This window comes from Blautia hominis, assembly GCA_002270465.1.
Taxonomy (GTDB): Bacteria; Bacillota; Clostridia; order Lachnospirales; family Lachnospiraceae; genus Blautia; species Blautia hominis.
The window spans coordinates 671,668-684,815 of sequence record NQOF01000001.1 but is presented as its reverse complement, the minus strand read 5'-3'; the positions used below and the strand labels follow the sequence as shown (position 1 = coordinate 684,815).

Below are 13,148 nucleotides of genomic sequence, written 5' to 3'. Positions count from 1 at the left end.
AGAAAAATAGGAAATTGGGATTTTATACGAAAGCGGCAGTGACAATAACCCACTTACCGTGATATAATAATGGCTATATTTTATGGCATCAGCCGGAGAGGAGGAAATATAGGTGCAATGCACACTTATGAATAAAAATACTCCTATTATAGATTTGCAGATTGACCATGATTCATCTGCCATTACTAAAGTTTTAAAAGTATATGATTTGAATTACCTTCCAGTGGGAATAGAGAAAAGAGCGGGTCTGCCCAATCGCAGAGATTTAAACGAATGGTGGCAGGGGCGTTCCATACCAGCCAGCCGTCTGGGTATCCTGGAAGCACTGGAGCATTTGGAAATGTTTGACACAAAGCAGCTTCTTATGAAATGCTTTGGTCTGAGTTTGTCGGATCAGTATTGGATGAAGCCGGCAGATATGGAATTGTCATGGACAAAGGTAAACTTTTTTGAGAATTCTTTTTCTGAGGATGTAGGAAATGCATTGTTTGGACAGCCGCTGGGAAAAGAGGCAGACCTTATGTCTCCCTGCAACACTTCTGACGGCTGGTTAAGGAAAAAGTGGAAAATTATCAACGGTAAAAGATGCCTGATAAAAGGGGGAAGTGCGCCCTATATGCAGGAGCCGCTGAACGAAGTATTCGCCACAAAACTATTAGAATGTATGGGGATGGATAACCATGTTTCATATGGCCTTCTATGGGAAGAACAAATACCATACAGCATATGCGAGAATTTTATTACAACCAATACAGAACTTGTAAGTGCAGTCAGTATTAACAAGTCACTAAAAAAGAGAAGCCAATATTCTGCCTATGAACATTTCCTGCGGGCATGTGACAGCCTTGGGATACCCGGAATCCATAAATTTCTCGATCAGATGCTGGTATTTGATTATCTGATGGCGAACACAGACAGGCATTTCGGCAACTTTGGTGCCGTACGAAATGTAGAGACGTTAGAATGGATGGGGCCGGCACCCATTTTTGACAGCGGCACCAGCCTCTGGCATAATATTCTCACCAGCCGTATCCAGCCCCTTGCAGAAGTCGATACGAAACCCTTCTGCACTAACGAAACAAAGCAATTAAGCTTGATCACAGATTTTACCTGGATACCCTTTGAAAAGTTAAAGAATCTCCACCAGGAGCTATACAATATTTTTATACAATCTCCATATCTGGACGAGCAAAGATGCTGCGCATTATCACAAGCCTTCCAGGAGAGGATGACTAACCTTCAATACCTTGCCGCTCATAGAAAAAAATAAAATATTCACCTTTTAAGGTCCTTCCATTCCAAAGAGAGCACCGAAGATCTGTTGAGGAGCAGGGGCAGCAGCAAAGTTATACTGCCTGCCTCCGCTCCTTAGCAATTACATTAAATACTGTCCAAAAATCCCCTCACAAATTCCAGCGCCGCCCCAACCGGCACAGAATCCCTTGCAGTTTCCGACAAAAAGATAAAATCCTCCTCATCCGGAAAGGCAGATTTTTCCCATACTTTTTCATGCAGGATATCCATATCCGCCCTTGTCAGATAAGGCGCCATATGTCCTCCCAGAATCACATCGCAGTCCATCACCATATGCAGGTTATTCACCGCTGTGGAAAGATGATCCAGATATTCATCAAAACGTCTCTTTTTCTCCGCCTCCCCATCTCTAAGTCCGGTGAAGAACTCCTCCAATGTCTCCTCCTCATGTATAAGCGCATTGACAGAACAGTATGTCTCCATACAGCCTGATTTTCCACAGTAACAGGGCCGTCCTCCTGGGATCAGGGTCATATGTTCCACGGCACCGCCATGGTTCTGTTTTCCCATCACAGTCTGTCCCCCGATGATCACGGCACCACCCAGATGCTTTCCGATCGAGAGATAGATGGCGTCCGTCAAATCCCTGCGGTTCCACAGCTCTGTGGCAGCAGCGCATTTGGCGTCATGGAGAAACATACAAGGATATTTCAGATGTCCGGAAAGAGCCGTGATCTTAAGCCCTGTATATCCCAGTGTTTTGCCAAAGATGATCTCCTGCCCGTCAGCCGTTGTCAGGCCCTGCACAGCAAATCCGATTCCGAGAACCTGTCCTTCTTCAAATCCGCTGTCCCGGATAAAGGTGCTGACAAAGTCTGCAGTCTCCTTATAATAGGCATCGTCATTTCTATAGAGAAGCTTATGTTCCACACAGCTGCAGATTTGACCTTTTAGGTCAACGGCCAGGATCCTTACCTGCTTCTTTAATATTTCCACCCCGATCCCAATTCCTGCCTGAGGGCAGACGGTGTAGGCAACAGCCCTTCTTCCCACCTGCGATTCAAACTGTCCTCCCTTTTCGATCAGTCCGGCCTCCTCCAGTGCAACCAGATTCTGTGTGACGGTTGGCAGGCTCAAGTGAAGCTGGTTTGCAATCTCCTGCTTGGAGAGCTTTTCCTGCTCGTACAGAAGATTATAAATTAAAGAGTAGTTGTTTTTCTTTATATCAGTCAATGTAATATTTCCCATATTCTTTTCATTCCTTTCCGGCAGGCAGCGGGAGATACCCAGCAGCCTTAGATTTATAAAGGATATTTATAAAAAAACTTTACACAATAGAGTATAACACAAACACCGTTGGTAGAAATTCATAAAAATGCAACCCAATATTTGGATAGTTATACATATTGACGAATTGGCGTTCGGGGATTATTATATAAATAGATTTTACAAAATGATTTTATAAAATTAAATCACAAAACAAATATCACCAAGAAAAGGAGAGAGACCATGGGTATTATCGAGAAAATGAGACTGGACGGAAAAGTATCTTTTGTAACAGGAGGTGCCCGAGGCATCGGCAAACAGATCGCGATCGCGCTTGCGGAAGCAGGCAGTGATGTGGCGATCGTGGATGTGGACATTGAGGAAGCGAAAAAGACCGCAAAAGCCATTGGGGAGGAGAACGGTGTGAGGACCATTGCCATCCGGACGGATGTGACAAAGCCCGAAGAAGTCAATGCCATGATGGAAGAGATCGTGGGCACATTCGGCAAGCTGGACGCCGCATTCTGTAATGCGGGCATCTGCATGAATATCCCCTGTGAGGAGATGACCTATGAACAGTGGAAAAAAGTCATTGATATTAATTTAAGCGGTGTATTTTTAACAGCACAGGCAGCCGCAAAACAGATGCTGAAACAGGGACACGGCTCTATCATCAACACAGCGTCCATGTCAGCACACATTGTAAATGTACCTCAGCCCCAGTGTTCCTACAACGCGTCAAAGGCAGGTGTGATCCAGCTCACAAAATCCATGGCCATTGAGTTTGCAAAACGCGGTGTGAGGGTGAACTGTATCAGCCCGGGATACATGGGAACAGAGCTGACACTCAATTCCCCAAGCCTGAAACCATTGATCGAACAGTGGAATGCCATGGCGCCTATGGGACGTATGGGACGCCCCGAAGAACTGCAGTCCATAGCCGTGTATCTGGCGGGAGATACCAGCAGCTTTACCACAGGTTCTGACTTCATTGTGGACGGCGCTTTTACTTGCTTTTAAAAAATCTGCAGCTGTTCAGCGGCTTTGCCTTTGGCGATGGGGCCGGCTGCTGAACACTTTTTACGGTCAGCGCAGTCAGTGCGCGGACCTACGGAATCGTTATGCCTTTACTATAAATGTCTGCCAAAGGAGAACAGGATGAAATATTTATTAGGCACAGATATCGGCACATCCGGTACAAAGACTATTTTAATGGATACAGAGGGGAAACTGATCGCAAAGCATCTGGTGGAGTACGACGTACTGACACCACGTCCCTTATGGGCGGAGCAGTGGCCCAAGGTTTGGCTTGACGCAGCGTTTGCTTCTATACGGGAAACGGTTAAAAAATCCGGTGTGGCAAAAGAGGACATAAGCGGCCTTGCTGTCAGCGGCCTCTACGGAGGTTCCGGGATTCCCCTGGACAAGGATATGAAGCCGGTGCGCCCCTGCCTCATATGGATGGACCGGAGAGCCCAGGAGGAAAGTGATTGGGTTCTCTCGCACATCGGGGAGGAGAAACTGTTAGAGATCACACAGAACGGTGCGGACCCATACTATGGGTACACAAAAATGCTGTGGATCAAGAACCATGAACCGGAAAACTGGGAGAAGACAGAGCTTTTCCTGCCGCCCAATGATTATGTGATCTACCATCTCACCGGACAAATTGCTATTGACTACTCCTCAGCCGGAAATATCGGCGGTATTTTCGACATGCGGACCAGAACCTGGTCAGAGGAAATGATGGAGGCCATGGGGATCCCCATGGAGAAAATGCCCCAAAACATTGTGGAATCCACGGATATTGTAGGGGGCCTGACAAAAGAGGCAGCACAGGACCTGGGGCTTATGGAAGGGATGCCGGTCATTGCAGGGGGCATTGACTGCGGCGCTGCCAATATTGGCCTGGGTGTGCTGGAGTCAGGGATTTATGCAGCGGCGATCGGAACATCCATGTGTGCGGCCCTGATTTCCGATCAGCCCGTAAAAGGGAACGGGCTGATCGTATGGCCGTATCTGTATGACGCGAAAAACCTCTCCTATTATTTTGCGGGAGGAGCCACGGCAGGTGCCATTGTCAAATGGTTCCGAAATACTTTTGCGGAGGAAGAAATGCGTGCGGAAGCAGAGGGAAGGGGCAATGCCTACGATTTCCTGAACAGGCAGGCAGAGAAAATCCCTGCGGGAAGTGAGGGACTGGTTGTGCTTCCTTATTTTATGGGGGAGAGAAGCCCGGTCTGGGACTCTGATGCAAAAGGAACTATTGTGGGGCTTTCCCTGACACACACAAAAGGTCATGTGTACCGGGCATTTCTGGAGGCAGTTGCCTATTCCCTGAGAGACGCTATGGAAGCCACCAATGAGAACCTTGGGGAGTATATCCTTCTTGCCGGGGGCGTAACAAAATCCCAGGTGTGGAGACATATTTTTGCTGATGTGACCGGGTATCCGGTGGTCTGTCCGAAACAGGATGTGGAGGCAAACATGGGGGATGTGATCCTGGCAGGGATCGGAACCGGAATCCTGTCCTATGAGAAAGTGAAAAAATGGCAGGTGCTGGATGAGATGATCCTGCCGGATGCAAAGAACCATGAGAAATATAACGAATATTTTAAGCTGTACCACTCAATCTATCAGAACCTGAAAGAGGATATGAAAAAGCTCACAAAACTGGCAGAGTAGGGACTGCCATGGGAAACACCGCCCCGGACGGCGGCTGTGGACCGTAATTGGGAATACCAATAGGAAAGTATGAAAAAGAAAGAGATTAGGGAGGAAGAAGAATGGAGCAGACAGCAAATTTGCAGAACCCTTCACGTGCGGCAAAAAACGAAGGAGCAGCAAAATGGAAGAAACGGATCGGATACGGGGTGGGGGACCTGGGATGCAATCTGGTATTCAGTACCATGGCGTCTTATCTGATGATATTTTATACAGACGTATTTGGAATCTCAGCGGCAGTGGCGGGGACGCTGATGCTGGTAACAAAGTTTATCGACGCACTGACGGATACAGGCATGGGGATCCTGGTGGACAGGACCCACACAAAATGGGGACAGGGCAGGCCTTATTTCCTGATCGGCGCAGTTCCCTTTGCCATATTTACCGTCATGACGTTTTTTGTGCCGGATCTGCATATGACAGGAAAGATCGTCTGGGCTTATGTTACATACTGTCTGCTCTGTACAGCTTATACAGTGGTGAACATTCCGCTTAATACCATTGTTCCCCGGCTGACCTCAGATCTGCATGAGAGAAACTGTCTGGTTTCCTCCCGCATGATCTGTGCTATGATCGGAACCGCCATTGTCATGACCATCACCTCTCCCCTTGTGGAGTTTTTCGGAAAAGGAAATGCCAGGAAGGGCTACCTGGTGACCATGACCATCTACGGAATCGCAGCCATGCTTATTTTTGTAGTGACATTTTTAAACACAGAGGAAGTGGTGCCTCCTTCGGTAAAACGGGAGAAGTCTTCCCTGGCACAGGATTTAAAAGGACTGACAGGCCAGAGTGTGATCTTTTTTGCAGTTAACTTTCTCTATTTTGCCATCTATGTGGTGCGGAATACTACAGTTATCTATTATTTTACTTACAATCTCCAGAAGACCCAATGGCTGACTTTTGTGGGACTTTTCGGAATCCTTTCAGGACTTCCCATGCTTCTCGTATTGCCTTATCTGGAGAAGAAAATGTCGAAGCGGAATGTAATGTTTCTGAGTGTACTTATTTATATCATCGGGGATTTTGTGATCTATTTTGGAAAATCTTCGGCAGTATGCCTGATCATCGGCCTGGCTGTGACAGGACTGGGCATATACGGTATATTTGGAACCACTTTTGCCATTCAGCCGGATGTCATTGACTATTCTGAGTACAGGAAAAACAAAAGTGTTTCAGGTCTCATTGCCGCTTTTCAGGGCTTTTTTGTAAAGGCCAGTATGGGCCTTGCAAGCGCCATCATCGGTCTGCTCTTGAAAAAGGGCGGCTATGTGGCAAACGCAGCCCAGACGCCTAAGGCACTTGCATACATTGAGGCCAGCTTTATCTGGATCCCCATGGTGCTCTGTGTAGTCATCGGCGTTGTGATGTGCTTCTACAGACTGGATAAGGAGCGGGGAAATATGGATGTGGAGCTGGAGCGAAGAAGGCGTTCCCTGCGCGCGGACTGAGCCTGGGCTGAACAGATGGGCATAAGGGGATGTACCTCAGGCAGAAAAAAACGGATATTGTGAGCAGCCTATTGACATTCTGCGAAAACCGTCTTAAGATGCGGGAAAGGACAGTGGAAGGAGAATGCAATATGATATTTCAAAATAATAAAAGGGCCTGGATCCTCTTTGCCCTGACACTCATACTTACTGTTCCCGCATATTTTATGCTGGGAGAGAATACGGAGATCTTGGTGTTTCCGGCCATACAGGCGGCCATCCTGATTCTGGGCAGCAGTGAATCCGTAAAGACTTGGTTTATGAATTATAAGATAAGTGTCATGCACAGTGAGCATCAGTATTATTTTATCTTGTTCCTGGTAGTCTTGCTGATGCTGCTTGTGGGGATCGGATATTTTTATAACCAATATATAGATTTGAACGCTATACATGTATCCGACTCTTAGTTACGGTTCATAGTATACTAGCCAACTCGGGATTTTGCTGCGCATCGCGCAGCATCTCTTTGGGAAAACACCTCCCGGGACATTGGACTGTGAACGGTAACGATTCTTAACAGAAATTAAGTATCTTATATAAATATAGGTAGATATTCGTCATCTGTTACGTTATAATGAGCCTTAGGAAAAATCATGCCGCGCGTCAGCAAAACGGCTGGCAGCAGTCATGGACGCGGTTGGAGATAAAAAGACGTAAGATAGGAGCGTGAGGGTGACGGATATAGAAGGTTCACTTAAGATGATCTTCGGTGCAGAGGAGATCCGGCAGTCCAGTCTGGAACATCTGTCCCGGTACAGTGTGCTGCTACAGATGAAAAAAGGCCAGCACCTGTACCGGGAGAGGGAGGAGATCGTCACGGTTTATGCCGTGGTCAGCGGGACGGCTGCCTTATATAAGATGAATGCCATGGGAGAAAAGAAGGTGATCTTCGTCCTGGGAAAAGGCAGTATCCTGAATGAGGAGATACTTCAGGATTTGCCGGAACCTGTGAGCTGTGAGATCATGGAGGCCGCGGAGATTCTGGCAATCCCCAGAAAGCAGCTTTTGTCTTTGATGGAAACAGATGGGAGACTCATGCGTTTCCTTTTTTCCTCTCAGTCCCATAAAGTCCGGAGACTGTACCGTCAGCTAAAGAATACCACCAATGCCACAAGAGGGGAAAAGAAAATGGCAGCCAAGCTGTGGAAGCTGGCACGTGATTACGGGAAAAAGGAGGAGGGCGGTGTCCGTATCTGCCTGAAACTCACCGTGACCCAGATTGCGGATATGCTGGGAACAAAAAGGGAGACAGCTTCCCGCCAGCTTAAAGTCCTGGTGGAACATGGGCTTGTCCGCTATGATAAGAATACTTTTGTGATACCAAACCCGGATGCTTTAAACCGGTACTTTAAAGAATGAGCAGTTAGGAACATTGTCTAAAACCGTGATTTATGTCACGGTTTTTTTGCGTGTATGGCGTTATCCTTTTATATAGAAGAAAGCATGGAAGACATTCTCCCACCTCTGCAGGTGGAGAGAGCATCACCAAGAACAAGGGTAACGGCAGCGGCGGGCGGAGAGGAATCGGTATCCCACACTGACATGAGGTCGATCCATGCATCTATATAAGAAGTAGTCGTACTCTGTGAAATTACCGAACAGGATTGAAATAAGGAAAATAGGAGGAAGTCATGAAGAAAATACAATCCACCTGCAATTACTGTGCCATAGACTGTAATCTGGATTTTTACGTGGAGGACGGCAGGATCATGAAAGTTGTGCCCACAAAAGGGTATCCGGTCAATGACGGATTCTGCTGTATCAAAGGTCTGTCCCTGGACAAGCAGCTTACCGTTAAAAAACCGTCCCCTCTTCCTAAGATCAGGCAGGCAGACGGGACCATGCGGGAAGTATCCTGGGAAAAGGGCTTTCAGTATGTGGCTGACAAGCTTGCAGAGCTTCAGGAAAAATACGGGACAGAGAGTGTGGCGGGCATCAGTACGGGACAGCTCACCATGGAAGAGTTTGCACTGTTCGGCCATGTGATGCGCAATTATCTGAAGACAAATGTGGACGGAAACACCCGCCTTTGTATGGCAACCGCGGTAGTGGCACATAAACAGAGCTACGGTTTTGATGCCCCGGGGTATACCTTAAAGGATCTGGAGCTGTCTGACACCATTATCCTTATAGGAGCTAATCCGGTGGTGACACACCCCATCATGTGGGGGAAGATCAAAGACAATCACAATAAGAAACTGATCGTCATAGACCCCAGAAAGTCTGAGAGTGCCAGAAATGCGGATTACTGGTATAGCCTGAAGCATAAAAGCGATCTGTACCTCTATTATGCCATAGCCAATCTGCTGATCGAGAAAGGCTATATTGATAAAACATACATAGAGGAGCACACAGAAAAGTTCCAGGAATTCAAGGCGTTTGTGAAAGACTATACACTGAACCGGGCAGCAGAGGCGACAGGCCTGTCGGAGGGACAGATCCTGGAGCTGGCGGAGCTGATCCACACCGGCAAACGTGTCTCTTTTTGGTGGACCATGGGTGTAAACCAGGGGTATGAAGCTGTCCGCACCGCCCAGGCTGTGATCAATCTGGCGTTAATGACAGGCAATATGGGGCGCCCCGGAACAGGAGCAAACTCCATCACAGGCCAGTGCAATGCCATGGGCTCCCGGGCCTACAGCAATACTGCCGTACTCTATGCAGGGGGCGATTTCACCAATCCCGCCAGAAGGGCAAGGGTGGCAGAAGCTCTGGGCGTGGAGGAAAGTGTGCTGGCGGAGAAACCCACCAAGACCTATAACCAGATCATTGAGGGAATCAATGCAGGGGAGATCAAGGGTCTGTGGATCCTCTGCACCAATCCAAGACATAGCTGGACCAACAATGAAACCTTTGCGGAGGCTGTGAAAAAACTGGAGCTATACGTGGTGCAGGATATCTATGACACCATTGAGAGCGCGGAGGGGGCCACCGTATTTTTCCCTGTGGTATCAGGTATGAAAAAGGAAGGCACCTATATCAACCTGGAACGCAGACTTTCAGCTATGCGGCAGGTACTTCCGAGACAGGAAAATGAGATATCAGACTACGAGGCCATTTTAGGAGTGGGAAAAGCCCTGGGGATGGGGGATCTGCTTCACGGCTGGGAGACACCAAAGGACTGCTTTGCCCTGATGAAGGAATGTTCCAGAGGGATGCCCTGTGATATTACAGGGGTGACTTGGGAGGGCCTGGAAAATTCCCATGGCATCCAGTGGCCGTTCCGGGAAGGCGATAAACTGCAGGAAGACCAGAGAAGGCTTTACGAGGACGGTAAATTTTTTACTCCCTCCCAAAAGGCACAGTTTATTTTTGAGAAGCCTATGGAAAATCCCATGCCTGTAACCAAAGAGTTTCCCTTTGTGTTTAACACCGGGCGCGGTTCTGTTGGGCAGTGGCATACACAGAGCAGGACAAAAGAGGTGAAATTCGTGGAGGATGTCTCCCTGAAGAAAGCATATCTCTACATGCACCCAAACACAGCAAAACATCACGGTATAATAGAAAACGAGAAGATCCGTGTCTGTTCCGCCAACGGCCGGAACGCAGAGTTTGCTGTAAAGATAACGGAAAATGTCAGGGAGGACGAGCTGTACGCGCCCATCCATTATATGGAGTGCAACAAGCTCACCCCATCCATCTATGACTCTTATTCCAAAGAACCATCCTACAAATCAGCGGCTGTCCGCATTGAAAAAAGATAAGGGGGAACCAAAATGTATCGGATAAAAATAGACCGCAGCAAATGTATCGGCTGCCTGACCTGTGTTACCGCCTGTGTGGTCAGCCATGAGACCGACAGCGGGGATGCCAGAAACCGTGTGGTGATCGACAGTGAGACAAAACCGGCCCCCATATTCTGCCGGCACTGTGAGAGACCGGAGTGTGTTTATACCTGTATGACAGGAGCTATGAGCAAGAACCCTGAGACGGGCTATGTGGAATACCACAAGGAACGGTGTGCCAGCTGTTATATGTGCATCATGTCGTGCCCCTTCGGTATCTTGAAAAGTGACAGCCATGAGCATAAGGAAATTATGAAGTGTAATATGTGTGTGCACAGGAGCCGCGACCATAAAGGCGCCCCCATGTGTGTGGAGAAATGTCCCATGCAGGCCATAACATTTGAGGAGGTGTAGGGTATGAGATATGTGATTCTGGGTTCCTCCGCAGCAGGCGTCAATGCGGCAAAAGAGATCCGCAGGGTGGACAGGGACGGGGAGATCCTCATGATCTCCAGGGATGAAACCATTTATTCCAGATGCATCCTGCATCATTATCTGGGAAATATAAGGAATATACAGCAGCTTGATTTTACGGAACCTGATTTTACGGAAAAATACAGAATAAAGTTTTTGAAAGGCAGAGAGGCTGTATCTGTAAACTGCCGGGAGCACGCCGTTCTTTTAGAGGATGGGGAGCGTGTTTCCTTCGACAGGCTTCTCATAGCAACCGGTTCCCATACTTTCATCCCTCCCGTAAAAGGCATGAGGGAGGCCGGGAATGTGGTTGGTTTCAGGAACCTGTGCGATATTGACAGGATCAAGGCGGCACTGCCAAAGGCCAGCCATGTGGTTGTCATGGGGGCAGGGCTTGTGGGCCTGGATACGGTTTCCGGACTGCTGGATAACAAGGTAAAGCCAGTGGTCGTGGAGCTGGCGGACCATCTGCTGTGTAAACAGCTTGACAAAAAGGCAGCTTCTGTCTATGAGGCAGCTATGGATGAAAAAGGAGTAAAGCAGTATTATGGTGTGGGCGTACAGGAACTTTTTACCGGCCGGGATGGAAATGTAAAAGAACTCCTTCTCTCAGATGGCAGCAAGATCCCCTGTGATTTCCTCATTGTGACGGCAGGTGTGCGGGCAAATGTGGAGTTTCTGGAAGGATGCCGGGTGGAGACCGACCGCTTCGGTCTTCTCTTCGATGAATCCGGAGAGACTAACGTGCCGGGAATCTACGGGGCCGGGGATGTATCCGGCAGGGCACCCATCTGGCCCGTGGCTGTCAAGGAGGGCATTATCGCCGGCAGCAATATGGCTGGGGTGAAACGGAAGATGACAGATTTCTTTGCCAGTAAGTCCACCATGAATTTCTTTGGTATCCCCACCATGTCCCTGGGACAGGCAGAGCCTAAAGATGAGACAGAGCTTGTGGAGACACAGGAGGGAAGAGAGGGGTACAAAAAGATCATCCATAAAAACGGACGGATCCTGGGTGCGGTCATCCAGGGGGATCTATCCTACAGTGGTGTTCTCCAGCAGTTAATTGCCAGGAGGATTGACGTGTCAAAGGTGAAGAAACCCATATTTGAGATAGACTACTCCGATTTTTTCCATGTGAGCGACAATTTTGAATATTATTATCAGGAGGACACAAAAGATGAATAGATTGGAAAAATTACCTGTGCCCATACTGCCCACATTTGTGGGAGCACTGACTCTGAGCAATGTATATGCAGGGTTTGGCTATAGCTGGCTGAGACATGTTATGATGTGGACAGCCGTGGTGATCCTGATTTGCTATATAGTAAAAATGATCCGTTTTCCCAAAACCTGTCTGGAAGAGTATAAGGCAGTAGTGCCCTGTAGTCTTTATGCAGGGTTTTCCATGGTGACGATGATCCTGGGCAGTTACTTCTTTGAACTGGGATTCACAGCGGGAAAATTCATCTGGGGAGCGGGCCTGGCCATCCATACGGTGCATTTGCTTGTGTTCACTGTCCGCAACATGATCATGAAACGCGAGATCAGCACCTTTGTGCCCAGTTGGTTTGTTACATATAACGGTATCATGGTGAGCTGTGTGACGGGTGGAGCCATGAATGCCAAGGGGATCCTGACCGTGGTGACATATTATGGGATCGCTATCTATGTGATCCTGGTCCCGTTCATGATATGGAGACTTATGAAAGTGGAAGTTAAGCCAGCGGTCTACCACACTATGGCTGTCCTGCTGGCACCCTGCAGCCTCTGTGTGGTGAGTGTGCTGAATGTTCTGGAAAAACCGAGTCAGGTTCTGGTGACATTTTTGTACCTCTGTGTGCTGGCGTCCCTGGTGTTTATTCTTATAAAACTGCCTAAGTTTTTTTCCTTCCCCTTTGCTCCGGGGTATGCAGGCATGACCTTCCCCATGGCCATCGGGATTGTGGCGTCCGCAAAAATGGGGGCTTTCCTCACAGAAGGAGGACAAGAAGCACTGGGAAATGCAGTGATCCAGCTTGCAGGTTTCCAGACTTTTATCACGACCATGATCATCGGCTATGTACTGCTTCGCTTCTTTATGATGTTTATAAAAATAGAAGCAAGATAAATTTGATCGTCTACGGACCGATATAGGGACGGAAACTTGATATTTTGAAAAAACAGCGGAGAATATTTGGAGATCGGATATTCTCCGCCTTGTTATTCTTGTGAA

General features: G+C 48.0%; 11 protein-coding genes. 10 read left to right on the top strand and 1 reads right to left on the bottom strand.

All coding sequences use genetic code 11. The annotated features are described in order from the left end of the window. Positions 1–127: 127 nt before the first annotated feature. Positions 128–1,270, top strand: coding sequence for a HipA domain-containing protein (locus CI595_RS03180; protein WP_243135087.1), 1,143 nt, complete (start codon positions 128–130; stop codon positions 1,268–1,270). A 110-nt stretch (positions 1,271–1,380) separates the two neighbouring features. On the opposite strand, the gene CI595_RS03175 is transcribed toward CI595_RS03180, so the two are convergent. Then, entirely contained in the window at positions 1,381–2,502 is a 1,122-nt protein-coding gene (locus CI595_RS03175; protein ID WP_095171620.1) for an ROK family transcriptional regulator, read from the bottom strand. Between the two features lie 261 nt (positions 2,503–2,763). Here CI595_RS03175 and CI595_RS03170 point away from each other — a divergent pair, with 261 nt between their 5' ends. The 9 genes from CI595_RS03170 (at position 2,764) to CI595_RS03130 (ending at position 13,043) form a co-directional block, all read left to right on the top strand. Further along, positions 2,764–3,540 carry an SDR family oxidoreductase gene (locus tag CI595_RS03170; RefSeq protein ID WP_095171618.1) on the top strand — a complete coding sequence of 259 codons (777 nt, stop codon included), beginning with the start codon at positions 2,764–2,766 and terminating at the stop codon, positions 3,538–3,540. A gap of 138 nt (positions 3,541–3,678) precedes the next feature. Beyond that, a complete protein-coding gene (locus tag CI595_RS03165) occupies positions 3,679–5,205 on the top strand; it encodes an FGGY-family carbohydrate kinase (RefSeq protein ID WP_095171615.1) in 1,527 nt (508 codons plus the stop codon). Positions 5,206–5,306: 101 nt separating this feature from the next. After that, positions 5,307–6,695 (top strand): MFS transporter, encoded by a 1,389-nt coding sequence (locus CI595_RS03160; protein WP_095171613.1) that lies wholly within the window; start codon positions 5,307–5,309, stop codon positions 6,693–6,695. 131 nt (positions 6,696–6,826) lie between these two features. Beyond that, complete coding sequence (locus CI595_RS03155; protein WP_147737689.1) at positions 6,827–7,141, top strand: hypothetical protein; 315 nt, start codon at positions 6,827–6,829, stop codon at positions 7,139–7,141. A 265-nt stretch (positions 7,142–7,406) separates the two neighbouring features. After that, positions 7,407–8,093, top strand: a complete 687-nt coding sequence (locus CI595_RS03150; RefSeq protein ID WP_095171609.1) for a Crp/Fnr family transcriptional regulator — start codon at positions 7,407–7,409, stop codon at positions 8,091–8,093. A 272-nt stretch (positions 8,094–8,365) separates the two neighbouring features. After that, the gene (locus tag CI595_RS03145) at positions 8,366–10,438 is read left to right on the top strand and encodes a molybdopterin oxidoreductase family protein (RefSeq protein WP_095171607.1); all 2,073 of its coding nucleotides are present in this window, start codon (positions 8,366–8,368) and stop codon (positions 10,436–10,438) included. Between the two features lie 12 nt (positions 10,439–10,450). After that, entirely contained in the window at positions 10,451–10,873 is a 423-nt protein-coding gene (locus tag CI595_RS03140) for a 4Fe-4S dicluster domain-containing protein (protein WP_095171605.1), read from the top strand. A gap of 3 nt (positions 10,874–10,876) precedes the next feature. After that, a complete protein-coding gene (locus CI595_RS03135; RefSeq protein ID WP_095171603.1) occupies positions 10,877–12,121 on the top strand; it encodes an NAD(P)/FAD-dependent oxidoreductase in 1,245 nt (414 codons plus the stop codon). Next, positions 12,114–13,043: a TDT family transporter gene (locus tag CI595_RS03130; RefSeq protein ID WP_095171601.1), complete on the top strand. Its 930-nt coding sequence runs from the start codon at positions 12,114–12,116 to the stop codon at positions 13,041–13,043. Before CI595_RS03135 ends, CI595_RS03130 begins: the two co-directional genes overlap by 8 nt. Positions 13,044–13,148 lie beyond the last annotated feature (105 nt).

Bases quoted from the DNA above. Each gene is read 5' to 3' on its own strand.
- CI595_RS03165 (WP_095171615.1), top strand. From the start codon at position 3,679: ATGAAATATTTATTAGGCACAGATATCGGCACATCCGGTACAAAGACT.
- CI595_RS03180 (WP_243135087.1), top strand. From the start codon at position 128: ATGAATAAAAATACTCCTATTATAGATTTGCAGATTGACCATGATTCA.
- CI595_RS03140 (WP_095171605.1), top strand. From the start codon at position 10,451: ATGTATCGGATAAAAATAGACCGCAGCAAATGTATCGGCTGCCTGACC.
- CI595_RS03175 (WP_095171620.1), bottom strand. From the start codon at position 2,502: ATGGGAAATATTACATTGACTGATATAAAGAAAAACAACTACTCTTTA.
- CI595_RS03145 (WP_095171607.1), top strand. From the start codon at position 8,366: ATGAAGAAAATACAATCCACCTGCAATTACTGTGCCATAGACTGTAAT.
- CI595_RS03130 (WP_095171601.1), top strand. From the start codon at position 12,114: ATGAATAGATTGGAAAAATTACCTGTGCCCATACTGCCCACATTTGTG.
- CI595_RS03170 (WP_095171618.1), top strand. From the start codon at position 2,764: ATGGGTATTATCGAGAAAATGAGACTGGACGGAAAAGTATCTTTTGTA.
- CI595_RS03160 (WP_095171613.1), top strand. From the start codon at position 5,307: ATGGAGCAGACAGCAAATTTGCAGAACCCTTCACGTGCGGCAAAAAAC.
- CI595_RS03135 (WP_095171603.1), top strand. From the start codon at position 10,877: ATGAGATATGTGATTCTGGGTTCCTCCGCAGCAGGCGTCAATGCGGCA.
- CI595_RS03155 (WP_147737689.1), top strand. From the start codon at position 6,827: ATGATATTTCAAAATAATAAAAGGGCCTGGATCCTCTTTGCCCTGACA.